Raw genomic sequence first — 23259 nt, 5'->3', positions numbered from 1 at the left:
GGGGAGACACGACATGGGACGCACGATACTCGCGGTGCTGGTGGGCCTGGTGGTGGCGTGGATCACGATCACGCTGTGCGAGTTCGGCGGGGTGATGCTGCACCCGCCCGCGCCCGGCACCAACCTGGCCGATCCCGACGCCTTGGCCGCGCATATCGCCGGCGCACCGCCGGCGGCGATGGCGCTGGTGCTGCTGGGCTGGGTCGCGGGCGCGTTCGACGGCGGCCTGGTGGCGGCGCTGATTTCGCGCCGGCACAAGACCGGCGCAGCCCTGACCCTGGGCGTGCTGATCGTACTGGGCGTGATCGCCAACAGCCTGATGATTCCGCATCCGCTGTGGATGACGGTGGCCGGCCTGGCGCTGCCGATTCCGGCCGCCTGGCTGGCGGCGCGCGTGATCGGCGGACGGCGCAAGGACGCGGCATGAGCCGCGGCGATCGGCAGCACTCGGGCAAGGCCGTGCTCTATACCGTCGGCCTGTTCGCGGCCGCGTTCGCGATCGGCGCCTGGCTGGCCGGCTACGCCGCGCCCGGCCACGAGGCCGCGTGGTGGATCAGCGGCGCGCTGCTCGCGGTGGGCCTGGTGGTCGGCCTGAAAGTATTGGAAGCCGCGGCGCTGCTGGCCGCGCCCTTCCTGCTGGCCAAGATGGCCGCACGCTGGGCGGTCACCGGCCAACCGCTGGACCCGCGCAAGGACGGCGATCGCCACGATTGGATCGCCTATCTGCTGTTCGTTCCTTCGTATGCGCTGTTCGCGCTGTTGACCGGTGCCGGCGTCGGCTTCGTCGACGGCGGGCTGGGATTCTTTTTCAGCGCGTTGGCGTACGCAGCGGTCGGCCTGGTGTTGGGCGCGGTGGCGGCCCGAATTCTGCTGAGGTATGCGTTGGAGACCGGCTGATCGCGCACGCGGAACGCGCCGCATCCGCTCGGACAGCAGGCTGCGGCGCGACGATGCGGTGCGTCTGCGGCCACTCGCGACCACGCGACTCCGATGCGGCGAGAGCCCTGCCGGAGGACTACGGCAGACCGTATGATGCGCGTGCGAGCGCGGATGTCCGCTCCCGCACTGGGACCACACTCTTACAGGGGATGTTGCAGATGAACACGGCAAGTCGCGGATTGTTGTCCCTTCTGGTCATCGGCTGCCTGTCGGCTTGCTCCGGCGAGAACGCCGAGAAGTCGGCCGCCGGCGCCGTGTCCAAGGCGGTGGAACTGGCGAAGGGCGCGGCCACCGGCGTCGGCAAGGGCGTGGACGATGGGCGCAAGGCCAGCACCAGCGCGGACGGCGCGCAGATCGTCACCAACGGCGCGGAACTGCGCGCCGCCTTGAACGGGAAAGTGCTGGAAGCGACGCCCGCCGAAGGCAGCGTGCGCGTGACCCTCGGCTTCGAGAACGCCGGCGCGGCGCCGGTCCGAGTGACCGAACTCGACAGCCTGAACAACGTCACCGCGCTCGACAAGGACGGCTACGCCTGCACGACCCAGACGGTCGAGCGCGAATTCACCGTGCCCGCCAAAGCCAAGCTCAAGGTCGACGCCAGCTTCAGCTGCTCCGGCAAGAACGTCCCCGCGACCGTGCGGGTGTTCGACGTCGAGTACGCGGTCGCGACTCAGTCCTGAACAAACTCAGGCCAGAGGGGCCCGGCTAGGGCCCCCTCGGCCGGGCACGACACCCCTGCCCTCGTCTGCCCCTCTCCTTAGTTTCGGGAGAGGGGCTGGATGCGCAACGCGCAAGCGACGACGCGCACATCACTTCGCCGGCGCGACGAACTCCCCGTAGGCCTTGAGCTGCTCGGCCACCGCCTTGCCATCGCCGACCACCACGATCGACTGATCGCCGGGCACGAAATACTTCTTCGCCAAGGCCTGTACCTGCGCCGCATCGACCGCGCGGATACGCGGCACGTACTGGCCGAGGAAATCCGACGGCAGCCCCATCAGCCACTGATTGGCCAAGGTCGCCGCGACCGAACCCTGTTGCTGGTTGCTGATCATGTAACCGCCGGCGATGTAGCGCTTGGTGTCTTCCAGTTCCTGCGCCGGCACCGGCTCCTGGCCCAAACGTTCGAACTCGTGGAAGAACTCCTTCAGCGCCGCGCCCGTGACCTCGTTGCGCACGTCCGCGCCGCCCTGCACGCGGCCGCCGGCGCGCGCGGCCTGCAGACCGGCGCTGGCGCCGTAGGTGTAGCCCTTGTCCTCGCGCAGGTTCTGGTTGACGCGGCTGCTGAAGCCGCCGCCCAGCACCGTGCTGGCCAGTTGCATCGGCACGTAGTCCGGATCCGTGACCGCAATGGCCGGACGGCCCAGGCGCAGCGTCGACTGCACGCTGCCGTCGCGCTGGATCAGCACGAAGCTGGGCTTGGCCTCGCGGCGCGCGGACGGGGTGTCGGCCACCGCCTCGCCGCTGGCCTTCCAGTCGCCGAAGGAACGCTCGGCGAACTTGAAACCGTCCTCGGGCGTGACCCGGCCGGTGATCACCAACAGCGCGCGGTCGGGGCGGAAGCGGCGCGTGTGTTCGTCGCGCAGCTTCTGCGGCGTGACCGCGGCGATCATGCTCTCGGTCGGTTGGGTGCGGGCGTAAGGATGATCGCCGTAGGTCGCGGTCAGCAGCGCGCGCGCGGCCTTGAACGAGGGCTGCGCCTCGGCCGCCTTCAGCGCCTGCAGGGCGTTGGCCTGGGCCAGCTTGACCTCGTTGTCGGGAAACGCGGGCGTGCGCGCGATCTCGGCCAGCAGCGCCAGCATCGGCTCGGCATTGGACACCAGCGCGTCGCCGTAGAGGTTGATGCCGTCGTTGTTGGCCGCGGCGCCGATGCTGCCGCCGTAGCCTTGCGCGGCTTCGGCGATCGCCTTGGAGTCGCGCTGCGCGGTGCCCTCGTTGAGCAGACCCGCCAGTTGCGCGGCGAAACCGGACGCGTCGGCGGCGTCGGCGGCATAGCCGGCGTTGCGCATCGCCAGCACGTAGTCCACGCGCGGCATGCCGTCGCGCGGCAGCACCCACACTTCCAGCCCGTTCGACAGGGTCTTCTTGACGATGTTGGGCACCGGCAGCGGCCGGTCCGGCGCGTACGCGGGCAACTGCGCGGGCAAGGCGGCCTTGGGGCCGGCGTGGGCGATGCCGGCGACCGCCAGGCTCAGGGAAATCGCGACGGCGATCAGCTTCGGATGGGTATGCATCGTCGTCTCCTCAGTTCGGCTTGGCGGCGGCGGGCGCGGCGGCCGGAGCCAGCATCGCGGCGGGCTTGCGGTCGATCACGGTGCGGCTGGCCGGCGTCAGATAGGTCTTGGCCACGCGCTGCAGGTCGGCGGACGTCACGCCCTCGATCCAGCCGGGAATCTGATTGACCACGCGCGCGTCGCCCCACAGGGTCTGCAGCTTGGCCAGCGCGTCGGCGCGGTCGATGAAGGTTTCCAGGCCGTTGTACCAGTTGGCCAGCAACTGGGTCTTGACGCGCTTCAGCGTCGCCTCGTCCACGCCCTGCTCGGCGACCTTGGCGATTTCCTCGTCGAAGGCCTTGAGCAGCGCGTCGGCGCTGGAGCTGGGCTTGTACAGCGCGTTGACCACGAACAGGGTCGGGCCGTCGTATTCCCATTCGCTGGTCAGGCCGTACAACAGCTCCATGTTGAGCGCGAGCTCGCGGCCCTTGACCGTGCCCTGGTAGAAACGCGAGGCGTCGCCGTCGGCGAGCAACGCGCCCAGCACCGCCATCGGCGCCTGGTCCTTGCTGCCGCGGTCGGGCATTTTCCAGCCCACCGCGATCGCCGGCACCTGCGCCAGCGCGTCGGACTGCACGACGCGTTTTTCCTTAGTGTTCAGGCCTTCGCGGTAGTCCGGCGCGGCCGGCGTCTTGCGCGCCGGAATCCCGCCGAAGTATTTCTGCGCCAGCGCGAAGCCCTGCTCGGGCGTGATGTCGCCGGCCAGGCCGAGCACGGCGTTGTTGGGGCCGTAGTAGTCGCGATGGAACGCGGCCACGTCCTCGAGGCTGGCGTTCTCCAGATCCTGGAAGCTGCCGTAGCCGTCGTGGTTGTTCTCCCACTTCTGGAACGCCTGCTGGCCGATGTCGATCCACATGAAGCCGCCGTAGGGCTGGTTCTTCACGTTGACGCGGATCTCTTCCTTGACCACGTCCTGCTGGTTCTTGAGCGTGGTCGGGTTGAAGTCCAGGGTCTTCATGCGATCGGCTTCGAGCCACAGGATCGGCTCCAGGGCCGAGACCGGCGCGACTTCGATGTAGTTGGTGAAGTCGGCGCGGGTGGAGCCGTTGTTGCGGCCGCCGCCGCCGGTGATCACGCGGTCGAACACGCCTTCCTTCGCATTCGGCGTGCCCTCGAACATCAGGTGCTCGAACAGGTGCGCGAAGCCGGTGCGGTTCTTGGGTTCCAGGCGCATGCCGACGTGATAGACCACGCTGACGCCGACGGTGGGCGAGGTGTGGTCCTCGGACACGACCACGGTCAGGCCGTTGTCGAGTTTCTTGACCGCGACCGGCAAGGTCCAGCGATCGCCGTCGGCCGCGAGCGCGGCCGAGGTGGTCGTCAGGCCGGCCAGCAGCAGCGCGAGATGGCGCAGGCGCATGGAAGTCTCCGTTTTCCCCAGAAGACTCCCACCCTAACCCTGCCCTGGCGCCGGCATACCGGCCAGAAGTCATGCGGCCCGGCGTGGCGCCGGGCCGCGGTGCGAGGTCACTTGGCGATGAACTTCAACGGGCCCTTGTAGTTCGGCCACGCGATCGAGGCATCGCCGCGCAGGTTGAGCGGCTTTTCCTCGCCCGCGCCCGCTTCGGTGACGACGCGGGTCATCAGGGTGGGCACGTAGAAGTCGAGCAGGAACGCGTTGTCGCGCTTGATCACCGGATCGATGCGCAGCGTCGAGGTCTTGCCCGCCTCGATCCGGAACACCACCACGTCCTCGTTCACGAACGCGCCGCGATCGAGGATCTTTTGCACGTTGAAACCGGCGGTCATCTCCAGGCCGATACCGGTGACGCGGTACTCGCCCTCCGGCAGCACCAGGCTTTCGCTCTGGCCGTAGCGGGTCATGTGGTTGATCGGGAAATCCACGTGCTGCTTGCCGACGATGGTGAACACCAGCTGGCGGTCGCGGATGCCCCATTCCAGACCGCCGCTGCGCAGCTGCTTGTCGACCTTTTTCGGCAACTCCTTCTCGCTGCGGAACGGCTGGACGTCGACGAGCAGGGTGCCGGTCGCCGCTGGCGCCGCGGCCACGTCCTGGGCCGAAGCCGGCGCGGCGATCAGGCCGGCGGCGCACAGCAGCATGCTTGCGAAAAACTTCATGATTCCCCCTGTTGCGGTGATGTGCGAATGCGCGCGCATTCTCTCTGCCCGCGGCAGACGCTCACAAGCGTTCGGCGGCGTTTTCGCGAAATTTGATGCGAGCCGGTGGGCGCCCCCGAGAATCGGCGCGCTGCTGCACGAACCGTGCGCGGCGACCCTGGCTGCGCCGGCCCGAATCGCCCAAACTGGAGGCCCCACACCGCCGACCCCGCCGATGCCGTCGCTGCGCCCCGCCGCCCTCGCCCTCGTTCTCTCCCTGATCGCCGCCGGCAGCGCCACCGCCGCCGAACCCCTGCTCCCCGAAGCCCGCGCCTACCCCAGCCGCGACAGCTGGCGCCAGCCGGTGCCGCCGTTCCGAATCGCCGAGCGCAGCTGGTACATCGGCACCGCCGGCCTGAGCGCGGTGCTGGTCAAGACCGACGCCGGCGCGGTGCTGATCGACACCGGCCTGCCGCAGGCCGGCGACATGCTGCTGCAGCGCATGCGCGAACTCGGCGTGGAGCCTTCGCAACTCAAGCTGATCCTGCACAGCCACGCCCATATCGACCACATCGGCGCGCTGGCGCAGATCCAGCGCGCGACCGGCGCGCAGGTGATCGGCAACGCCGAGGCGGCGGTGCTGCTGGCGCGCGGCGGCAGCGACGACATCCATTTCGGCGAGGGCATGCTGTTCGCGCCGGTGCAGGTGCAGCGGCTGATCATGGACGGCGAGACGGTGGAACTGGGCGGCGTGCGCTTCACCGCCCACTTCACGCCCGCGCACACGCCCGGCAGCACCAGCTGGACCTGGGACGACCGCATCGACGGCAAGAACGCGCACATCGCCTATGCCGACAGCCTCAGCGCGCCGGATTACCAGCTGGTCGGCAACCCGCGCTACCCGCGCATCGTCGAGGACTACCGGCGCGGCTTCGCCGCCGTGCGCGCGCTGCCCTGCGACCTGCTGCTGAGCCCGCACCCCGACGCCAGCGGCTGGGACCCGGCCGACACCGCCGCCCCGCACAAGACGCCGACCACCTGCCGCGCTTACGCCGACAAGGCCGAACGCGCGCTCGACAAGACCGTGGCCGAACAAACCGCCAAGGCCAAGGAAGCCCGCTGATGCCCTACACCCCGATCGTCGCCACCTTGGGCTATGTGCTGTCGCCGGACGGGCGCGACGTGCTGATGGTCCATCGCAACGCGCGCCCGGACGATCACCAGCTGGGCAAGTACAACGGCCTGGGCGGCAAGCTGGAGCGCGACGAGGACGTGGTGGCCGGCATGCGCCGCGAGATCCTCGAAGAAGCCGGCATCGACTGCGACGAACTGCACCTGCGCGGCACCATCAGCTGGCCCGGTTTCGGCAAGCAGGGCGAGGACTGGCTGGGTTTCATCTTCACCATCACCCGTTACACCGGCACCCCGTACGCCAGCAATCCCGAGGGCACGCTGGAATGGGTGCCGCTGGAGCGGCTGCACGAGCTGCCGATGTGGGAAGGCGACCGCGAATTCCTGCCGCTGGTATTCGACGCCGATCCGCGCGCGTTCCACGGCGTGATGCCCTATCGCGACGGCCGCATGCAGTCCTGGCGTTACACGCGCGCTTGACGCCCGCAGGCGCGCAACGCGCGCGTGGGGCCTGAGCGCGCCAACCTCAGCGCCGCGCTTCGGTCGCCATGCGCACCGCCAGCGCGGCCAGCACCGTGCCCATCAGCCAGCGCTGCACCGACAGCCAGGTCGGATGGCGGCCCAGAAACGTCGCCAGCGAACCGGCGCTGATCGCGATCAACGCGTTCACCGTCAGGCTGATCGCGATCTGCAAACTGCCCAGCGTCACCGACTGCGCGAACACGCTGCCCTGTGCCGGGTCGATGAACTGCGGCAGCAGCGACAGGTACAGCACCGCGGCCTTGGGATTGAGCAGGTTGGTCATCAGGCCCATCACGAACAGCTTGCGCGGGCTGTCCTGCGGCAGCTCGCGCACCTGGAACGGCGAACGCCCGCCCGGCTTCAACGCCTGCCAGGCCAAATAGCCCAGATAGACCGCGCCGGCCAGGCGTAGCGTGTCGTATGCGTACGGCACCGCCATCACCAGCGCGGTAATGCCCAGCGCCGCGCACAGCATGTAGAACACGAAGCCCAGCGCCACGCCGCCCAGCGAGATCAGACCCGCCTTGGGCCCCTGACAGATCGAGCGCGAGATCAGGTAGACCATGTTCGGCCCGGGCGTGAGCACCATGCCCAGCGCGATCAGGGCGAAGGCGACCAGGTTGGCGGCATCGGGCATCGCGTGGGCTCCGTCGGGTTAGCGGCGAGTCTCGGACAAAATCAAACGCCGTCCTTGCCGGCCGCTTCCAGGCCGACATTGGTCGGCGCGGCCTCGTACACCGCGCGATCGAGCAACCCGGTTTCCTTCGCCACCAGCACCGGCACCAGCATCTGCCCGGTCACGTTGGTCATGGTGCGCATCATGTCGAGCACGCGGTCGATCGCGTACAGATAGCCGATGGTTTCCAACGGCAGGCCGGCCGCGCTGAGCACCACCGTCGCCATCACCACCGCCGTGCCCGGCACGCCGGCGGTACCGAAACTGCCCAGCACCGAGGCCAGCATGATCACCAGGTACTGCGCCAGCGACAGGTCCAGATCGGCGTATTGGGCGATGAACACCGCCGCCATCGCCGGATAGATCGCACCGCAGCCGTCCATCTTGATGGTCGCGCCCAGCGGCACCGCGAACGCGGCGTAGTTCTTGTCCACGCCCAGGTTGTGGGTGACGCTGCGCAGCGAGGCCGGCAGCGCGGCGAAGCTGGACGAGGCCACGAACGCCACCTGCATGCCCGGGAACGCGCCGCGGAAGAACTTCAGCGGATTCAGGCCGTGCGCCAGCAGCAGCGCGCTGTAGACCACCGCGATGTGCAGGCCGCAGGCCAGGTACAGCGCGATCACGAACTTGCCCAGGGGCAGCAGTTTTTCGAACCCGTAGCCGCCGATCAGCGCCGCGATCAGGCCGAAGGTGCCCAGCGGCGTGAACTCCAGCACGAAGCGGGTGATCTGGATCATGGTGTCGCTGGCTTCGCCGGCCAGCTTGCGCAAGCCGGCGACGCGATCGCCCAGCTTGACCAGGGCGAAGCCGACCAGACCGGCGAAGAAAATCACCTGCAGGACCTTGCCCTCGGCCATGGCCTGGAAGGGATTGGACGGCACCACGCCCAGCAGCACCTCGATCGGCGGCGGCACCTCCTTGGGCTTGTAGTCGCCGGCGATCTGCAGCCTGCCCACGCCCTCGCCGGGCGCCATCAGATGCGCCACGGTCAGGCCAACGCCGACCGCGAGCACCGCGGTGAAGGCGAACCAGGCGAAGGTGCGCCCGCCCAGCGCGGCCACCGATTTCTGACCGTGCAGCGACGCCACCGCGTTGATCACCGCGAACAGCACCAGCGGCACCGCGATCATCTTGATCAGGGTCACGTAGAGCTTGCCCAGCGGCCCGAACCAGGTCTCGGCCGCCGGCCCCATCAGCCAGCCGGCCAGCGCGCCGAGCACGAAACCGCCCAGCACCCGTTGCCAGAACGGGATCTTGAACCAGGCCGACACCAGGGTCATGCGCGCACCTCGCCGCTACGAACCGGCACCTTAGCCGAGCCGGCCCACCGCGGCGACCCCCGCCGCTGCAACACCGGTATCCCATTCCAGCAACAACCGCACGGCATAATCGCGGTTTCGTCCGCCACCGGTCCCCGAGATGTCCGCAACGCGCACCGCCTGCCTCGCCCTTGCCGTCACCCTGTCCCTGTCCGCCTGCGCCAGCTCGGCGCCGCGCGCCACCGCCGCTGCAGCCGCCCCCATGGGCAGCACCGCGCTGACGGTGGACGTCGCCGCCATCCGCCATCCCCAGGACGAGACCCCGCAGTGGTGGTTCCGCGACGGCGCCAGCCAGGCCGCCGCACGCGGCGCGATGGGCGGCAAGGCCAAGAACGTGATCCTGTTCGTCGGCGACGGCATGAGCCTGACCACGGTCGCGGCCGCACGCATCTTCGAGGGCCAGAAGAAGGGCGGACCGGGCGAGGAAAACCGCCTGAGCTGGGAGCGCTTCCCGTCCACCGCGCTCAGCAAGACCTACAACACCGACTCGCAGACCCCGGACTCGGCCGGCACCATGAGCGCCATGGCCACCGGCGTGAAGACCCGCGCCGGCGTGCTCAGCATCGGCCAGCAGGCCCCGCGCGGCAGCTGCACCGGCGCCCTCGCCGCGCCGATCCTGAGCCTGTGGGAACTGGCCGCCGGCAGCGGCCTGGCCACCGGCGTGGTCACCACCACCCGCGTCACCCACGCCACGCCCGGCGCGACCTTCAGCCATTCGGCCGACCGCAACTGGGAAAACGACGCCGACCTACCCGAGGACGCCAAGCGCGCCGGCTGCCAGGACATCGCCCGGCAGATGATCGAATCGCCGTACGGCACCGGCCCGGACGTGCTGATGGGCGGCGGCCGCACCAACTTCATGACCGTCGAACAGCGCGATCCCGAGTACGACGACAAGGTCGGCCAGCGCCTGGACGGCCGCGACCTGATCGCGGCCTGGAAGCAGCGCCATCCCGACGGCAGCTACGTCTGGAACGCCAAGCAGTTCGCCGCCGCGCCGGCCGGCAAGCCGCTGCTGGGCCTGTTCGAGCCCGACCACATGCAGTTCGACCACGACCGTCCCCAGGACGGCGCCGGCGAACCCAGCCTGGCGGACATGACCCGCGCCGCGATCGCGCGCCTCAACCGCCTCAGCGCCGACAAGGGCGACAGCGGCTGGGTGCTGCTGGTCGAAGGCGGCCGCATCGATCACGCCCACCACTACGGCAACGCCTACCGCGCGCTCACCGAGACCGTCGCCCTCAGCGACGCGGTGCGCGCCGCCAGCGAAGCGACCTCCGCCGACGACACCCTGATCCTGGTCACCGCCGACCACTCGCACACGCTCAGCTTCGTCGGCTACCCGGTGCGCGGCAATCCGATCCTGGGCAAGGTCCGCGGCACCAGCGGCGAAGACGGCGACGCCAACGACTACGCGCGCGATTCGCTGGGCATGCCCTACACCACGCTCAACTACAGCAACGGCCCCGGCTACGTCGGCGCCAGCGCGCAGCAGCCCGAAGGCCCCAAGCGCTTCCAGCACACCGCCAGCGGTACCCAGCAGGCCGAGCACGGCCGACCGGACCTGACCAAGGTAGACACCGAGCACCCCGACTACCTGCAAGAGGCGCTGGTGCCGACCGGCAACGAGTCCCACGGCGGCGACGACGTCGGCATCTGGGCCCGCGGCCCGGGCAGCGACGCGGTACGCGGCAGCGTCGAACAGAACACGATCTTCCACTTCATGCTGCAGGCGATGCCGAAACTGCGCGGCGCGCTCTGCGCCAAGGGCGACTGCGACGCCCATCAGGTCCCGGTGACGCTACCGAAGCCGGACGATTTCAAGAGCCGTTGAAACCCGCACCGGCCTGAGGGTGCGGCGATAACCGCACCCTACGCGTCGTATCGAGGCACGACGACGATGCGGTTCGCACGCGCCGGTTGAATGAGCGCTAGCCGTAGGGTGCGGTGACAACCGCACCATCGCGTCGCATCGAGGCATGGCGGCGATGCGGTTCGCCTTCGGCTCACCGCATCCTACAGCGGCAAGGGAAAGGTTCTCCGCGCAGTGACTGTTGCGCGGGTCTGCACATTGACGCGATCGCGGCTCACGCCGCTCCCACAGAAAGCCACAAGCGCTACCACGCAGCACATTTGCCGTTGCCGTTGCCGTTGCCGTTGCCGTTGCCGTTGCCGTTGCCGTTGCCGTTGCCGTTGCCGTTGCCGTCGAGTTTGCTCCGGCATTGAAGTCCATAGACCCGAAGCCACACGACCAACCGTAGACCCGGAGGGCGGCGCGCAGGACGCGCGCCGTTTTTCGATAGGACAGGGATGTCCTATCGAAAAATCCCCGCGCCAGAACCGAAGCCACACGAGAGCTCCTGGCTCAGACCCTTCTCTTTGGTTACTTTCTCTTGGGTCAGCAAGAGAAAGTGACCCGCATGCGCAGCAGGCGGAAGCCGTTGACCTTCGGTCAGAAGAAGCAGAGCAAGAACAAAAGCAAATCCTCCCCAACCCTCCTTTGTCAAAGGAGGGAGCCAAGAGCACAGCATCGGTTTCTGAAGGGCAATCAGAATAGGACAGGCGCGATCGCTGGAGTTCGCGGTCGCGGCTCACGCCGCTCCTACAGGGAGCATCCAAGAAGGCGCGTCGATGTGCGACAGGCGAAACACCACCCAACCCGAACCGGTCAGAACGGCTTAGCCAACACCAGATACACCACGCCCACCAGCAACAGCACCGGCAACTCGTTGAACAAGCGCAGCGTCCTCGCACTCGGCAACGCCCGCCCCTTGTCCACCCCCTTCAACCAACGCCCCGACAAAATGTAGTGCCCCAGCATCAGCACCACCAAGGTCAACTTGGCATGCAACCACTCCCCCGCGATGCCGAAATGCAGCCACAACGTCAGCCCCAACACCGCCGCCAACCCGAACATGATGTGGCCGAACCGATACAGCCGCCGCCCCATCAACACCAGCCGCGCCCGTACCGCCGGCTCGTCGCCGGCCTCGGCCAGATTGACCAGGATCCGCGGCAGATAGAACACCCCGCCCATCCACGCCATTACGAACACGACATGGGCGGTCTTGGTCCAAACGTAAGCATTCATCGCAGGCTTCCTGTGGGTGGCGGTTGCGGGCCGGGGGCACGGCCGCGCTAGGATGCCACGCCGCCGCCCGCGGCCGCCGCCACCCCAATCACGCAGCACGCGCAGGACACGATGAGCAAACAGTACGACCGCGACTACTTCCAGCGCTGGTACCGCGATCCCGAGATCGGCGGCCGCGCGCGCCTGGAGCGCAAGGTTGCCCTGGCCGTGGCCAGCGCCGAATACCACCTGGAGCGCCCGATCCGCAGCGTGCTCGACATCGGCGCCGGCGAAGCGGCCTGGCGCGCGCCGCTGCTGAAACTGCGCCCCAAACTGCGCTACCTGGGCTTCGACAGCAGCGAGTATGCGATTGCCCGCCACGGCGCGCGCCGCAACCTGCACTACGCGCGCTTCGGCGATTTCGAATCGCTGCGCCCCTGCCCTGCGGTCGACCTGCTGATCTGCAGCGACGTGCTGCATTACCTGACCCCGCGTGAACTCGAACGCGGCCTGCCCGGCCTGGCCGAGCTGTGCGCGGGAGTGGCGTTCCTGGAGACCTTCACCCGCGAGGACGGCGTCGACGGCGACACGGTCGGCTTCAAGCGCCGCCCGGCCCGCTATTACCGCCAGCGCTTCGAGGCCGTCGGCTTCGCCCCGCTGGGCTCGCACCTGTGGCTGTCGCCGGCCCAGCGCGAGGGCGCCGCCGCGCTGGAAACCACCGCCTGAAGCCCCGCCCCGGCCTTAACGCCGGGGCCCGCGCGATCGGCTATGCTGCGCCGCAGCAAACCGCCGTCCGCAACCGTCGTTCCTGGGGATCCGCCCGATGCTGCTTTACCAGATGCACGAACTCGGCCGCGCCTGGCTGGCGCCGATGACCTACTGGGCCGACGCCGGCGCCAAGATGTTCGCCGCCCCCGGCAGTTGGCTGTCGACGGTACCCGGCGCTTCGCGCGTGGCCGCCGGCTACGAACTGCTGTACCGGATCGGCAAGGACTACGAGAAGCCCGAGTTCGGCATCCACTCGCTGGAGATCGACGGCGACACCTATCCGGTGATCGAGCGCGAGATGAAGCGCAAGCCGTTCTGCCGCCTGCTGCGCTTCAAGCGCTATGCCGACGACGCCGACAACATCGCCGAGCTCAAGGACGATCCGCCGGTGCTGGTGGTCGCACCGCTGTCGGGCCACCACAGCACCCTGCTGCGCGACACCGTCAAGACCCTGCTGCGCGACCACAAGGTCTACATCACCGACTGGATCGACGCGCGCATGGTGCCGGTGAGCGAAGGCGCGTTCACGCTCGACGACTACATCGCCTACATCCAGGAATTCATCCGCCTGATCGGCGCCGAGCGGCTGCACGTGATCAGCGTCTGCCAGCCTACGGTGCCGGTGCTGGCGGCGGTGTCGCTGATGGCCGCGCGCGGCGAGACCACGCCGCGTTCGCTGGTGATGATGGGCGGCCCGATCGACACCCGCGAAAGCCCCACCCAGGTCAACGATCTGGCCGTGCACAAGCCGCTGTGGTGGTTCGAGGGCAACCTGATCCATCACGTGCCGGCCAACTATCCCGGCGGCGGTCGTCGCGTGTATCCGGGCTTCCTGCAGCACGGCGGCTTCGTCGCCATGAATCCGGAGCGGCATTTCCAATCGCACTGGGATTTCTACCAGGACCTGCTCAAGGGCGATCTCGAGGACGCCGCCTCGCACCGGCGCTTCTACGACGAATACAACGCCGTGCTCGACATGCCCGCCGAGTACTACCTCGACACGATCCGCGTGGTGTTCCAGGAACACCTGCTGCCGCGCGGCCTATGGGACGTCGCCGGCGAGCGCGTGAATCCGGCCGCGATCGGCAAGACCGCGCTGCTGACCGTCGAGGGCGAGCTGGACGACATCTCCGGCCAGGGCCAGACCCGCGCCGCGCACCGCCTGTGCACCGGCATCGCCGAAGCCGACCGCCAGCACATCGAGGTCAAGGGCGCCGGCCACTACGGCATCTTCAGCGGCCGCCGCTGGCGCGAACAGGTGTACCCGCAGGTGCGCGATTTCATCGCCAAATACGCAACGTAGCGGTTGCCTTTGCCTTTGCTGCGGCATTGAAGTCCAAAAGCCCTGCACTCACACAGACAAACGTAGACCCGGAGGGCGGCGCGCAGGACGCGCGCCGTTTTTCGATAAGACAGGGATGTCTTATCGAAAAATCCCCGCGCCAGAACCGAAGCCACACGGGAGCTCTGGGCTCAAGCCCTTCTCTTTGGTTACTTTCTCTTGGGCTAGCAAGAGAAAGTGACCCGCATGCGCAGCAGGCGGAAGCCTTTGACCTTCGGTCAGAAGCAGCAGAGCAACAGCAAAAGCAAATCCTCCCCAACCTTCCTTTAAAAAAGGAGGGAGTCAAAAGCTAAGCCTGCATTGCAGTCTCCACCTTTGTTGAGGGGAATAAGGAAGATTTGCTTCTTGCCCAAAAACGAAAGGCCCGACGGATCGCTCCGCCGGGCCTTCGCATGTCGACCACCGCCCGCTCAGTTGTACTGCGACGACTTCACCAGCAGATGCTTGGCCAGCGCGCCGTGGAAGATGCCGACGCCGCGCGCGATGTGCAGGGTCACGAACAGCAGCACGATGCCCAGGGCGATCGACAGCGGCCAGGTCCACGGCGCCGACGCCATGATGTTGGCGTCGTTGATCCAGAAGCCGGCACCCATGTGACCGAGCGCCAGCGCGATCGGCGCCATGATCAGCGACAGCGACAGGCTCAGGCCGGTCACCGCGACAGTGAAGTAAAGGATGCCCAGCGGCATCATCAACACCATGTACAGCAACGTGCCCCAGGTGCGCGGGTCGACGAACATGTCCTTGATGCGGTCCAGCAAGGGCTTGCCGCGCCCGCTGTACAAGGGCCGGCGCGGCATGCGCTCGCCCAGCATCACCTCGACCAGGCGGCCCTCCACCAGCGACAGCACCCGCACCGAACCCAGGAACAGGATCACGAACGGGATGCCGATGATCAGCACCGCCAGACCGGCCGACAGCGAAGCGCCGGTGACCACCCAGGTGAAGTAAAAGATGCCGGTGGCCAGCGACAGCAGCATGTAGAACAGCGCCGCGTAGGTGCGCGGCTCGGCGATCACGCCGAAGAACTGGCCCAGGGTCGACTTGCGCGGCTTCGGACGCGGCGTGCGCAAGGCGGTCTGCACCGTGACTTCGGTGTCGCGGTAGATATCGGCGACCTCGTCCGGCGCGCCGTAGCTGCCGGCGACCGAGGCGATCACCTCGGCCTCGCTCTTGCCGGGGTTCTCGGCCATCTCCGAGCGCAGGTACTCCTCGGCGTCGTAGAGCGCGTCCTGGACCAGCGCGGGATCGGCCCCGGTCAGCGCCGCGCGCAGGCGCTCCAGGTAGTCGGGGATCGAAGTCGGAAGCGTGGCGTTGCTGGCGTTCATGCGGACGGTCCTTCAAGGACGGAATCGACGGAATCTCGGGTGGCGCGCCAGGCCGCGGTCCATTCGATCAGGACCTCGCGACCGGCGTCGGTGATGCGGTAGTAGCGGCGCGGCGGGCCCGACACCGAGGGCTCGACGTGGCTGTCGAGCAGGCCCGCGGCGCCCAGGTTGCGCAGCACCGGGTACAGCGCGCTCTGCTTGCCGCTGAGCACGCCCTCGCCCTCGCGCTCCAGGCGCTTGGCGATCTGATACCCGTACATCGGCTCCTGCGCGGCGCCGAGCACGGCCAGCAATGCCAGCGACACGGTGCCGGCGCTGAGCTCTTTCTGGAACTTGCGGAGGTGGAGTTCTAGGTCGGTCATGGCCCCGGTCCTGCTAGCTTGGTGTCCACAGTAGTACTAAGTTCGGTATACCGCGCATGCCATTAGTAATTAGGCCTCCTTAGCCAGCCTCGCCGTGGCGGTCTGCGTCGTAGGCCAGCCCGATGCCGGGGCGGAGCGCGGGTCAGGGCGCCGCCGGCATGCCCAGCCCGGGCCTCGGGCGCGACCGCCGCGCCGACACCGCGGGGCGACCCGCGCGCACGAATCCGGACGCGGCCGGCTTCAGGACGGAACGACGCATACGGCGACGCATCATCGAGCCGCGCGACGCGGACCGCGCCCGCTTCGTGATCGAGCACCGGTTTCGGTGGCGCCGCGTGTTCACCCAGTTCCTGCGCGACGACTACACTCCCCCGACCTGAAGGGGAGATTCCACGATGCGTTCCAAGCCGTTGCCCAAGCCGCTCCCGTCCAAGACCGCGACCTGGCTGTCGCCCTGGCTGCTCGCCGCCGCCCTGTCGCTGCCGTTGGCCGCCGCGGCCGCCGATGCGGCCAAGCCGCGCTCGATGCAGGAAATCATCGACGCCACCAAGCCTGGCGATTGGCGCGCACTGGATCCGCGCGACACCTTGTACCTGACGCTGCCGCGCGGCCGCGTGGTGATCGAACTGGCGCCGGACTTCGCGCCCGCCCACGTCGCCAACATCCGCGCGCTGGCGCGCAACGGCTACTGGAACGGCCTGAGCATCAACCGCTCGCAGGACAACTTCGTCGTGCAGTGGGGCGACGCGGCCGAGGACGACAAGAGCCGCAAGCCGCTGGGCAAGGGCACCAAGGCCAAGCTGCCGGCCGAGTTCGCGCGCAGCAGCGACAAGCTGCCCTTCCACGTCCTGCCCGATCCGGATGGCTGGGCGCCGCAGGTCGGTTTCGCCGACGGCTTTCCGGCCGCGCGCGATCCCTCGGCCAAGTCGGCCTGGCTCGCGCACTGCTACGGCATGGTCGGCGCCGGCCGCGACGTCGCCGCCGATTCCAGCAACGGCACCGAACTGTATGTGGTGATCGGCCAGTCGCCGCGTCAGCTCGACCGCAACATCACCGTGGTCGGCCGCGTGGTCCAGGGCATGGAACTGCTGTCGGTGCTGCCGCGCGGCACCGGGGCGCTGGGCTTCTACGAGAATCCGGCCCAGCGCGTGCCGATCTCGTCGATCCGCCTGGCCGCCGACGTGGCCAAGAAGGACCGCGTCGCGATCGAAGTGCTGCGCACCGACAGCGCCGCCTTCGACGAGATCGTCGAGTCGCGCCGCAACCGCCGCGACGAGTGGTACAAGCAGCCGGCCGGCCACATCGATCTGTGCAACGTGCCGCTGCCCACGCGCGAAGTCGCCGAGGCGGCGCCGCCGGCCAAGCCGACCAAGGGCAAAGGCAAGGGCAAGTAAGCGACCAGCGCCGCCGCGACGCTCAGCCGTCGCGGCGGTGGTTCAAGACCTGGTGCTGGAACAGCGCCATCCGCACCACGCTGCGGTAACGGCCGTCGCTGAAGAACTCGTCCACCAGCACGCCCTCGCGCTGGAAGCCCGCGCCCTCGTAGATCGCGATCGCGCGCAGGTTGTCTACGTCCACCAGCAGATAGAGCTTGTACAGATTCAGCACCCGGAACGCGTAGCTGATCGCCAGCTTGGTGGCCACGCGCGCGTAGCCGCGCCGCTGCTGCTCGGGCGAGATCATGATCAGGAATTCGCCGCGCCGGTGCAGGTGGTCGATCTCGACCAGCTCGACAAGGCCGACGCGTTCGCCGTGCGCGTCCTCGACGATGAAGCGGCGCTCGGACTGGTCGTGGATGTGCTTGCGGAACAGCTCTTCCAGCTCGACGAAGGACTCGTAGGGCTCCTCGAACCAGTAGCCCATCACGCTGCGGTTGTTGTTGAGCTGATGGACGAAATGCAGGTCGCCGCGTTCGAGCGGACGCAGGGTGACGGCCGGTGCGGCGGCGGATTCGTTGGCGTTCATGCGCGCACCCTACTCCATCCGGATAAACGGCGGATGACGCGCACGCATCCTCACATCGCCTTTTCCCCGCCGCGCCTAGCCTCGTCCTGCTCCCTTGCGATAGGACTGGACCCATGCCCCTGCTGCGACTGCGCGTGACCGGTAGCGAAGACGATGCCCGCGCCATCGGCAACCTTCTGGTGAGCCTGGACGGCATCGAGCACGTCGAGGAGGTCGCCGACCTGATGCCGCGCATGGACGATTCCGATTCCAGTTCGGCCGGCCTGCCCGACGACCAAGGCCCCGGCACCCACGAAATCGAGATCGAGGCGCCCAACCGTTCCAGCGCCGAGAAAGTGCGCGAAGCGGTCGAGGCACTGGCCTTCGACCTGGACGTGCTGGTCGAGTTCGAGAGCGAGGAAGAACGCTGAGCCGCTGCGCACGCTGGCGAGCCGCGCCGGCACCGCGAACCGGTTAACGCAAGGCCTTCAACGCCGCCGTCGCGCCCGGCAGCAGCGTGCGCACGCGCGCGTCGTCGGAAGTCGCGGCTCCCACGTAGACCGCATGCAGGAACGCGACCAGATCGTGGCGGCGCGCCAGCCAGGCCGGGTCGCGATAGGCCAGGGCGGCATCGCCCAGCCGCGACGGCAGCGCCGCGAACCAGGCCGTCCACTGCGCCTCATCGCGAAAGCCGCGCCGCGCCGCGTACAGCACCGGCGCAGCCAGCCGCTCGGGCTCGCCGAAGGTGTAGGCATGCGCACGCTCCGGCACGGCCTGCGACGCGACCGCATCGGCGATCGCCGCCAGTTGCGCATCGTCCACGGCCGGATTCAGGCTCAACTGCATCAGCCAGTCGGCGCCGTGGGCGACGCCGTGGCGCCAGCCGCCGACCGGCTCATAGCCGCGGTAGTCGCGCACCGAGGTCTCGTAGCGCACCGCGCGCGCGACCATCGCCGCGCGCTCGTCCGCGCTCATCCAGGCCGCGATGCGGTCGGTGCGCGCGACCTCGGCCAGCACCAGCGCCGCGAACGGATGCGCGTAGCCCGCGCCCTCCGGACCGTCCAGGCTCGCATACAGATCGTCGCGCAACGCGCGCAAGGTCGGCGTCGGCAATGCGCCCTGGCGCATCCATGCCGACAACGCTTCGAAGGCGATGCCGTCGCGCAGGGCGGGATCCGGATCGGACAGACAGGCCGTCAACGCACGCACCAGGGCGTCGCGACGCGCTGCATCCGACACAGCGAACTGTTCGCGCTTCAACGTGTTCAGCGCGGCGCGGTCCCAGCCCGCCGGCGGGCAAGCCGCGACCGGTGCCGCGACGGCTTGCGCCGAAGCGGCCAGCAGCCACAGCGACAGCGCGCACGCCGCGGCGCGCACTCAGGCCGCCTTGCGCCCGCGCCGGCGCAGCAGGCGCACCAGCCACACCACGCCCAGCACGACCACGCCCAAGGGCAGCAACACCGCGAACGCGCGGATCATCCAAGCCACCACGCCGGTCACGATGGCGCCGAAATCGCCCAGCGCCTGACCGATCTCGCTGCGGTTGGCCTGCGACTGCGGCGCGTTGAAGCGCAGCGTCAGCAATTGGGTATCGACCCGGCGCTGTTGCTGCGCGCCTTCCTGTTGCGCGCCCTGCAACTGCGCCTCGATCTGCGCGATCTGATTGGACAGGACCATCATGTCCTGGATCTTGAGATCGCTGCGGCCCTGGAATTCCAGCAGGCGCGCATGCTCCTTGCGCAGACGGTCCTGCAGCAGGGTGTTGTCGCGCATCACCACCGCCAGGTCCTCGGCGTGCGTGTTGCGACTGGCGATCTCGTCGCCCTTGCCGGCCAGCGCGATCAGCGGGTCCACGCCCGCGGGCACCACCCGCACCTGCAGGCTGGCGCTGGGAACGTCGCCGCCCTGCTGCTGCAGGCCCAGCACCGCGCAAGGACCGAACTTGCCGCCGTTGCAGGCGTCCTGTGCGGCGCGCAGGCGTTTGGGAATGTCGGCCGCTTCGACCTTGAGGTCCACTTCGTGTTCGTAGGCCAGTTTCACGCCCAGGCTCTCGGCGGCGCCACCGGCGCGGCCTGGCGCGGCGGACGCGCTGTCGGCCGGGGCCGCCGCGGAGGCCATCTCGGCCTGCTTGCTGTTGCTGCAGGCGACCAGGGTCGCCAAGCTCAAGGCCAGGACGGCCGTGGTCCAAACGCTGCGCATCGCGATGCTCCCCGCGCCCCCTGTGGGCTGGGCCGACTATGGCATCGCCCCGCCGGCGTTCGCCAGCGGGGTGGCCAAGGGGCGTTCAGCGCGGCGCAAGCCGCTCGTCAGGCGGTCGCAACCGCTGCGGCCCCGCGCCCGAGACGCGGCTCCGCAATGCCGGTCTCAGAACCGGTGCTTGAAGCCGACCGTCACGAACCGGCCCAGTCCGTCGTATTGGGTGATGTCGTAGGGCAGCGCGCCACCGGCCGGATCGAACGGCGGATCGCGGTCAGTGAGGTTCTGCACCGACAGGTAGACGGTGCTATCGCGCACGCCTTGGTAAGCCAGATACAGGTCGAAGGTATGGCTGTCCTCGACCTTGCCGCGCAGTCCGGGATTGCTGCGCGCATCGACCACCTGCTGGGCGTAGCCGCCGATGTAGCGCCACGACAGTTGCGCGTTCCAGTCGCCGCGGCCGACGCCCAGCGAGGTGATGCCGCGCCACTTCGGCAGCGCGCCGAAGCGATTGCCGCCCGCGCCTTCCAGCGCGCGCTCGCCGGCGACCTGCGGCTGCTCGTAGCTGAGCAGGCGCGTCCAGCTGCCGTCCAGGGTCCAGTCGACGTCGCCGGCATGCCAGACCTGGCGCCCCTCGATGTCGAAACCGGTGGTCGTCAGCGTGCCCTGGTTCGCGTAGCGGTTCTCGATCAGCTGCAGACGCCCTTGCGCGTCGCGCGTCACGCGGCCGGGATACGCCGCCGGGTTGGACACGATGGCCTGCAGGCTGTCGGGACCGATCAGGTCGCGCTGGCGGATGCGGTACAGGTCCACGCCCAGGCTGGTGTCGGCGCTGGGCGACCACAACGCGCCCAGGTTGACGTTGCTGGAACGCTCGGCGTCCAGGTCCGGGTTGCCGGCGCGCAGGATGGTGACGCCGCGCGAGCCGCCGGGCTGCACCGGATCGTAGGGGTCGATCACGCTGCCGTAGCTGATCGTGGTGCTCTGCGCGATTTCCGGCAGCGACGGCGCGCGGAAGCCACGCGAGGCGTTGAGCCGCAGCAGCCAGTCCTCGCTGGGCTGCCAGCGCACGCCCAGCTTGGGCGAGAACGCGCTGCCGAAGTCGCTGTAATGGTCGCCGCGCCCGGCCAGCTGCACCTCCACGTTCTCGAACGGCTTGAGGCTGAACTCGACGAACGCCGCCGACACGCGGCGCTGGCCGTCGATCAGGTTGATCGCCGGGCGCAGCTCGGTGCCCGACAGCACCTGCGGGCTGGTGCGTGCGTCCTGCGCCTCGTCGCGGAACTCGACGCCGCCGGCGACGCCGACGTCGCCCGCGCGCCACTGCCAGGGGAAGCCGGACACCTTGGCGTTGACCGTGGCCAGACGATAGGTACCCGGGCGGCGCGTGGACAGGCGCAGCGATTCCAGCGCCAGCGGCGTGCTAGCCGGATTCAGGAAATCGTAGCTGCCGTCGGCGAGCACGCGCTCGAACGCATAACGGTCGACGAAGTTGCGCACGTACTCGCGCTGCCGGCTCTCGGAGTAGTTGGCCGCCAGTTCCCAATCCCACACCTCGCCGCGTCCGCGCAGTCCGACCAGGGTGCGCTGGAACTGCGACTTGTTGATCTTGTAGCGCGCGCCCAGGTCCAGGAACGTGGTTTCGAACGGCGTCGGCACCCCGAACGGGTTGTTCGGATGCCCGACCGGCAGCACCACCGGAATATCGACCAGGCGGCCGGTGTTGCGGTCGTAGGCGCGCAGGCCCGCGCCCACCGACAGCGGCGCGCCGAAATAGGTGCCGTTATGGCTGGTGCTGTACAGCAGTTCGGCGAAGCCCTGCACCGAATCGTTGAACCAGTAGTCGCCGGCCAGCGAGGCCTGATAGCGCTCCACGTCCGGCAACAGGGTGCGATAGGGCTGGGTGTTGAACGCGCAGGCCTCGCCCGGCAGCGGGCTGCCGAAATCGGCGTAGGGCCGCGCCTGCGTGCCGGGCTGGCAATGGGCGAAACGCTGCGGCGCGCGCGGATTGCTCAGATACGCACCGCCCTGGGTCGACCAGCCCGCCAGCCGTCCGCCGGGCTGGTCGCGGTAGTCGCCGTCGCGCGTCAGATCGCGCTCGTCGGCATCGAGACGGCCGCGGTCCAGCACGTCCAGGCTGAAGCGCAGGCTGTAGCCGTCCTTGTCCGGATCGCCCAGGCCCGCACGCACACCGATGCTGCGCTGGTCGATGCCGCCTTCGGTGGCGGCGCCGTACGCCGCATCCAACTCCACGCCCTCGATCTTGCGGCGCAGGATGATGTTGACCACACCGGCGATCGCGTCGGAACCGTACAGCGCCGAGGCGCCGTCCTTGAGCACCTCGATCCGCTCCACCGCGCCCAGCGGCAGCGCATTGAGATCGACGAAGTTGTCCTGGGTGTTTTGGGCGAAACCGTAGGCGGCCACGCGGTAGCCGTTGACCAGCACCAGCGTGTTCTTCTGGCTCAGGCCGCGCAGCGACACGCCGGCCGAACCGTTGGCGAAGCTGCCGGTGTACTGCTCGTTGAAGCTGTTGCCGCTGTTGGCGGTCAGGCTGCGCAGCAGGTCGGACACCGTGACCTTGCCGCTGCGTTCGATGGTGGCGCGATCCAGCACCAGCACCGGATTGACGCCGGCCTCGTCGCTGCGGCGCAGATTGGTGCCGGTAACCTGCACCGCATCGAGGGTGACGCCGGCATCGGCGGCGGTTTCGTCGGCCTGCGCCAGCGGCGCGGCCAGGGCCAGCGCCAAGGCCAGGATCAGCGGACGCGGACGCGGCGGAGAAAAGCGGGATACGGCATCGGACAACGACATGCGAACACTCCAGTAAGCGATCAAGAGAAGGCAAGAACGACGAAAGGTCCGCCCGTAGCGGCACGCCGCAGCGCACCCGCGCCACCACGCGTGAGGCGCGACCTGGGAGAGGGAGAGAAGCCGCGAGTCGGATGCGCTCGCGTGCCGCTACGGGACGGTAGGCGTTGGCAGGCTCAGCCGATGTAAGGCATCGCCTGCGATCTACACCGGCCGGCGCGGACGCGCGGCATATCGGTGCGTAGACGGCGCGCCAGCGGCGCGCGGAAGTAGGAGTGCGGGGTCATGCGGAACTCGTGAGGACAGCGGCGGAACGGAAGTCGACGGTCGCCTCAGCGACAACACCGCTTCGTACAGCGCAGGGCGTTGGCCGGCATGCGGCGGAAACGCGATGAAAATTGTCCGGTGACGATCACGAGTTGCGGGTCTTGCAGTGGCCGCGTGCTGCGGCGATGAGCAATTTGTTGCATTGCGTCAGACACGCGTCAAGCGGCGGCGGCGACCCAGGCAGGGCCACAAG

At 68.7% G+C, this 23259-nt stretch carries 24 protein-coding genes; 11 read left to right on the top strand and 13 right to left on the bottom strand.

The window, feature by feature from the left end; genetic code table 11:
* Positions 1-13: 13 nt before the first annotated feature.
* The 3 genes from LVB77_RS07555 (at position 14) to LVB77_RS07545 (ending at position 1619) form a co-directional block, all read left to right on the top strand.
* Positions 14-427, top strand: coding sequence for a hypothetical protein (locus tag LVB77_RS07555; protein ID WP_232909535.1), 414 nt, complete (start codon positions 14-16; stop codon positions 425-427).
* Positions 424-897 carry a hypothetical protein gene (locus LVB77_RS07550; protein ID WP_232909534.1) on the top strand — a complete coding sequence of 158 codons (474 nt, stop codon included), beginning with the start codon at positions 424-426 and terminating at the stop codon, positions 895-897. The genes LVB77_RS07555 and LVB77_RS07550 overlap by 4 nt, the downstream gene beginning before the upstream one ends.
* A gap of 200 nt (positions 898-1097) precedes the next feature.
* A complete protein-coding gene (locus LVB77_RS07545; RefSeq protein WP_232909533.1) occupies positions 1098-1619 on the top strand; it encodes a hypothetical protein in 522 nt (173 codons plus the stop codon).
* A gap of 129 nt (positions 1620-1748) precedes the next feature.
* Here the strand turns inward: LVB77_RS07545 and LVB77_RS07540 are convergent, their stop codons facing one another.
* From LVB77_RS07540 to LVB77_RS07530, 3 genes are all read right to left on the bottom strand, one after another.
* Positions 1749-3173 carry a pitrilysin family protein gene (locus tag LVB77_RS07540; protein ID WP_232909532.1) on the bottom strand — a complete coding sequence of 475 codons (1425 nt, stop codon included), beginning with the start codon at positions 3171-3173 and terminating at the stop codon, positions 1749-1751.
* 10 nt (positions 3174-3183) lie between these two features.
* Entirely contained in the window at positions 3184-4572 is a 1389-nt protein-coding gene (locus tag LVB77_RS07535; RefSeq protein ID WP_232909531.1) for a pitrilysin family protein, read from the bottom strand.
* Between the two features lie 107 nt (positions 4573-4679).
* Positions 4680-5291 carry a hypothetical protein gene (locus LVB77_RS07530; RefSeq protein ID WP_232909530.1) on the bottom strand — a complete coding sequence of 204 codons (612 nt, stop codon included), beginning with the start codon at positions 5289-5291 and terminating at the stop codon, positions 4680-4682.
* Positions 5292-5514: 223 nt separating this feature from the next.
* On the opposite strand from LVB77_RS07530, the gene bla reads away from it, so the two are divergent.
* Both bla and LVB77_RS07520 read left to right on the top strand, forming a co-directional pair.
* On the top strand, positions 5515-6393 hold the full coding sequence (bla, locus tag LVB77_RS07525; protein ID WP_232910204.1) for a subclass B3 metallo-beta-lactamase: 879 nt from the start codon (positions 5515-5517) through the stop codon (positions 6391-6393).
* Positions 6393-6881 (top strand): 8-oxo-dGTP diphosphatase, encoded by a 489-nt coding sequence (locus LVB77_RS07520; protein ID WP_232909529.1) that lies wholly within the window; start codon positions 6393-6395, stop codon positions 6879-6881. Before bla ends, LVB77_RS07520 begins: the two co-directional genes overlap by 1 nt.
* A 46-nt stretch (positions 6882-6927) precedes the next feature.
* On the opposite strand, the gene LVB77_RS07515 is transcribed toward LVB77_RS07520, so the two are convergent.
* Positions 6928-7560: a LysE family translocator gene (locus LVB77_RS07515; protein ID WP_232909528.1), complete on the bottom strand. Its 633-nt coding sequence runs from the start codon at positions 7558-7560 to the stop codon at positions 6928-6930.
* 41 nt (positions 7561-7601) lie between these two features.
* A complete protein-coding gene (locus tag LVB77_RS07510; protein ID WP_232909527.1) occupies positions 7602-8879 on the bottom strand; it encodes a dicarboxylate/amino acid:cation symporter in 1278 nt (425 codons plus the stop codon).
* A 139-nt stretch (positions 8880-9018) separates the two neighbouring features.
* On the opposite strand from LVB77_RS07510, the gene LVB77_RS07505 reads away from it, so the two are divergent.
* A complete protein-coding gene (locus tag LVB77_RS07505; RefSeq protein ID WP_232909526.1) occupies positions 9019-10752 on the top strand; it encodes an alkaline phosphatase in 1734 nt (577 codons plus the stop codon).
* A gap of 283 nt (positions 10753-11035) precedes the next feature.
* On the opposite strand, the gene LVB77_RS07500 is transcribed toward LVB77_RS07505, so the two are convergent.
* Both LVB77_RS07500 and LVB77_RS07495 read right to left on the bottom strand, forming a co-directional pair.
* Positions 11036-11173, bottom strand: coding sequence for a hypothetical protein (locus LVB77_RS07500; protein WP_232909525.1), 138 nt, complete (start codon positions 11171-11173; stop codon positions 11036-11038).
* Between the two features lie 413 nt (positions 11174-11586).
* On the bottom strand, positions 11587-12009 hold the full coding sequence (locus LVB77_RS07495) for a CopD family protein (protein ID WP_232909524.1): 423 nt from the start codon (positions 12007-12009) through the stop codon (positions 11587-11589).
* Between the two features lie 111 nt (positions 12010-12120).
* Here LVB77_RS07495 and LVB77_RS07490 point away from each other — a divergent pair, with 111 nt between their 5' ends.
* Together LVB77_RS07490 and phaZ are read left to right on the top strand one after the other, a co-directional pair.
* Positions 12121-12714: a class I SAM-dependent methyltransferase gene (locus tag LVB77_RS07490; protein WP_232909523.1), complete on the top strand. Its 594-nt coding sequence runs from the start codon at positions 12121-12123 to the stop codon at positions 12712-12714.
* A 100-nt stretch (positions 12715-12814) separates the two neighbouring features.
* Entirely contained in the window at positions 12815-14059 is a 1245-nt protein-coding gene (gene phaZ, locus LVB77_RS07485; RefSeq protein ID WP_232910202.1) for a polyhydroxyalkanoate depolymerase, read from the top strand.
* A 449-nt stretch (positions 14060-14508) separates the two neighbouring features.
* Here phaZ and LVB77_RS07480 read toward each other — a convergent pair whose 3' ends face one another.
* Positions 14509-15426 (bottom strand): sensor domain-containing protein, encoded by a 918-nt coding sequence (locus LVB77_RS07480; protein WP_232909522.1) that lies wholly within the window; start codon positions 15424-15426, stop codon positions 14509-14511.
* On the bottom strand, positions 15423-15788 hold the full coding sequence (locus LVB77_RS07475) for a PadR family transcriptional regulator (RefSeq protein WP_232909521.1): 366 nt from the start codon (positions 15786-15788) through the stop codon (positions 15423-15425). The genes LVB77_RS07480 and LVB77_RS07475 overlap by 4 nt, the downstream gene beginning before the upstream one ends.
* Before the next feature lie 158 nt (positions 15789-15946).
* On the opposite strand from LVB77_RS07475, the gene LVB77_RS07470 reads away from it, so the two are divergent.
* Complete coding sequence (locus tag LVB77_RS07470; RefSeq protein WP_232909520.1) at positions 15947-16168, top strand: hypothetical protein; 222 nt, start codon at positions 15947-15949, stop codon at positions 16166-16168.
* Positions 16169-16312: 144 nt separating this feature from the next.
* A complete protein-coding gene (locus LVB77_RS07465; protein WP_232910201.1) occupies positions 16313-17182 on the top strand; it encodes a peptidylprolyl isomerase in 870 nt (289 codons plus the stop codon).
* Positions 17183-17204: 22 nt separating this feature from the next.
* Here the strand turns inward: LVB77_RS07465 and speG are convergent, their stop codons facing one another.
* Positions 17205-17753 carry a spermidine N1-acetyltransferase gene (gene speG, locus LVB77_RS07460; protein ID WP_232909519.1) on the bottom strand — a complete coding sequence of 183 codons (549 nt, stop codon included), beginning with the start codon at positions 17751-17753 and terminating at the stop codon, positions 17205-17207.
* A 113-nt stretch (positions 17754-17866) separates the two neighbouring features.
* Between speG and LVB77_RS07455 the strand changes: the two genes are divergently transcribed.
* On the top strand, positions 17867-18163 hold the full coding sequence (locus LVB77_RS07455; RefSeq protein ID WP_232909518.1) for a hypothetical protein: 297 nt from the start codon (positions 17867-17869) through the stop codon (positions 18161-18163).
* Between the two features lie 43 nt (positions 18164-18206).
* Here LVB77_RS07455 and LVB77_RS07450 read toward each other — a convergent pair whose 3' ends face one another.
* The 3 genes from LVB77_RS07450 to LVB77_RS07440 all read right to left on the bottom strand — a co-directional run bounded on the left by LVB77_RS07450 (position 18207) and on the right by LVB77_RS07440 (position 22742).
* On the bottom strand, positions 18207-19109 hold the full coding sequence (locus tag LVB77_RS07450; RefSeq protein ID WP_232909517.1) for a DUF2785 domain-containing protein: 903 nt from the start codon (positions 19107-19109) through the stop codon (positions 18207-18209).
* The gene (locus LVB77_RS07445) at positions 19110-19931 is read right to left on the bottom strand and encodes a DUF4349 domain-containing protein (protein ID WP_232909516.1); all 822 of its coding nucleotides are present in this window, start codon (positions 19929-19931) and stop codon (positions 19110-19112) included. It abuts the gene before it with no gap.
* A 165-nt stretch (positions 19932-20096) separates the two neighbouring features.
* A complete protein-coding gene (locus LVB77_RS07440) occupies positions 20097-22742 on the bottom strand; it encodes a TonB-dependent receptor (protein WP_232909515.1) in 2646 nt (881 codons plus the stop codon).
* Positions 22743-23259 lie beyond the last annotated feature (517 nt).

This window comes from Lysobacter sp. 5GHs7-4 (assembly GCF_021284765.1).
Taxonomy (GTDB): Bacteria; Pseudomonadota; Gammaproteobacteria; order Xanthomonadales; family Xanthomonadaceae; genus Lysobacter.
This window is presented reverse-complemented; position numbering and strand designations above follow the sequence as displayed.

Bases quoted from the DNA above. Each gene is read 5' to 3' on its own strand.
- LVB77_RS07555 (WP_232909535.1), top strand. From the start codon at position 14: ATGGGACGCACGATACTCGCGGTGCTGGTGGGCCTGGTGGTGGCGTGG.
- LVB77_RS07550 (WP_232909534.1), top strand. From the start codon at position 424: ATGAGCCGCGGCGATCGGCAGCACTCGGGCAAGGCCGTGCTCTATACC.
- LVB77_RS07545 (WP_232909533.1), top strand. From the start codon at position 1,098: ATGAACACGGCAAGTCGCGGATTGTTGTCCCTTCTGGTCATCGGCTGC.
- LVB77_RS07540 (WP_232909532.1), bottom strand. From the start codon at position 3,173: ATGCATACCCATCCGAAGCTGATCGCCGTCGCGATTTCCCTGAGCCTG.
- LVB77_RS07535 (WP_232909531.1), bottom strand. From the start codon at position 4,572: ATGCGCCTGCGCCATCTCGCGCTGCTGCTGGCCGGCCTGACGACCACC.
- LVB77_RS07530 (WP_232909530.1), bottom strand. From the start codon at position 5,291: ATGAAGTTTTTCGCAAGCATGCTGCTGTGCGCCGCCGGCCTGATCGCC.
- LVB77_RS07520 (WP_232909529.1), top strand. From the start codon at position 6,393: ATGCCCTACACCCCGATCGTCGCCACCTTGGGCTATGTGCTGTCGCCG.
- LVB77_RS07515 (WP_232909528.1), bottom strand. From the start codon at position 7,560: ATGCCCGATGCCGCCAACCTGGTCGCCTTCGCCCTGATCGCGCTGGGC.
- LVB77_RS07510 (WP_232909527.1), bottom strand. From the start codon at position 8,879: ATGACCCTGGTGTCGGCCTGGTTCAAGATCCCGTTCTGGCAACGGGTG.
- LVB77_RS07505 (WP_232909526.1), top strand. From the start codon at position 9,019: ATGTCCGCAACGCGCACCGCCTGCCTCGCCCTTGCCGTCACCCTGTCC.
- LVB77_RS07495 (WP_232909524.1), bottom strand. From the start codon at position 12,009: ATGAATGCTTACGTTTGGACCAAGACCGCCCATGTCGTGTTCGTAATG.
- LVB77_RS07490 (WP_232909523.1), top strand. From the start codon at position 12,121: ATGAGCAAACAGTACGACCGCGACTACTTCCAGCGCTGGTACCGCGAT.
- LVB77_RS07480 (WP_232909522.1), bottom strand. From the start codon at position 15,426: ATGAACGCCAGCAACGCCACGCTTCCGACTTCGATCCCCGACTACCTG.
- LVB77_RS07475 (WP_232909521.1), bottom strand. From the start codon at position 15,788: ATGACCGACCTAGAACTCCACCTCCGCAAGTTCCAGAAAGAGCTCAGC.
- LVB77_RS07470 (WP_232909520.1), top strand. From the start codon at position 15,947: ATGCCCAGCCCGGGCCTCGGGCGCGACCGCCGCGCCGACACCGCGGGG.
- LVB77_RS07465 (WP_232910201.1), top strand. From the start codon at position 16,313: ATGCAGGAAATCATCGACGCCACCAAGCCTGGCGATTGGCGCGCACTG.
- speG (WP_232909519.1), bottom strand. From the start codon at position 17,753: ATGAACGCCAACGAATCCGCCGCCGCACCGGCCGTCACCCTGCGTCCG.
- LVB77_RS07455 (WP_232909518.1), top strand. From the start codon at position 17,867: ATGCCCCTGCTGCGACTGCGCGTGACCGGTAGCGAAGACGATGCCCGC.
- LVB77_RS07445 (WP_232909516.1), bottom strand. From the start codon at position 19,931: ATGCGCAGCGTTTGGACCACGGCCGTCCTGGCCTTGAGCTTGGCGACC.
- LVB77_RS07440 (WP_232909515.1), bottom strand. From the start codon at position 22,742: ATGTCGTTGTCCGATGCCGTATCCCGCTTTTCTCCGCCGCGTCCGCGT.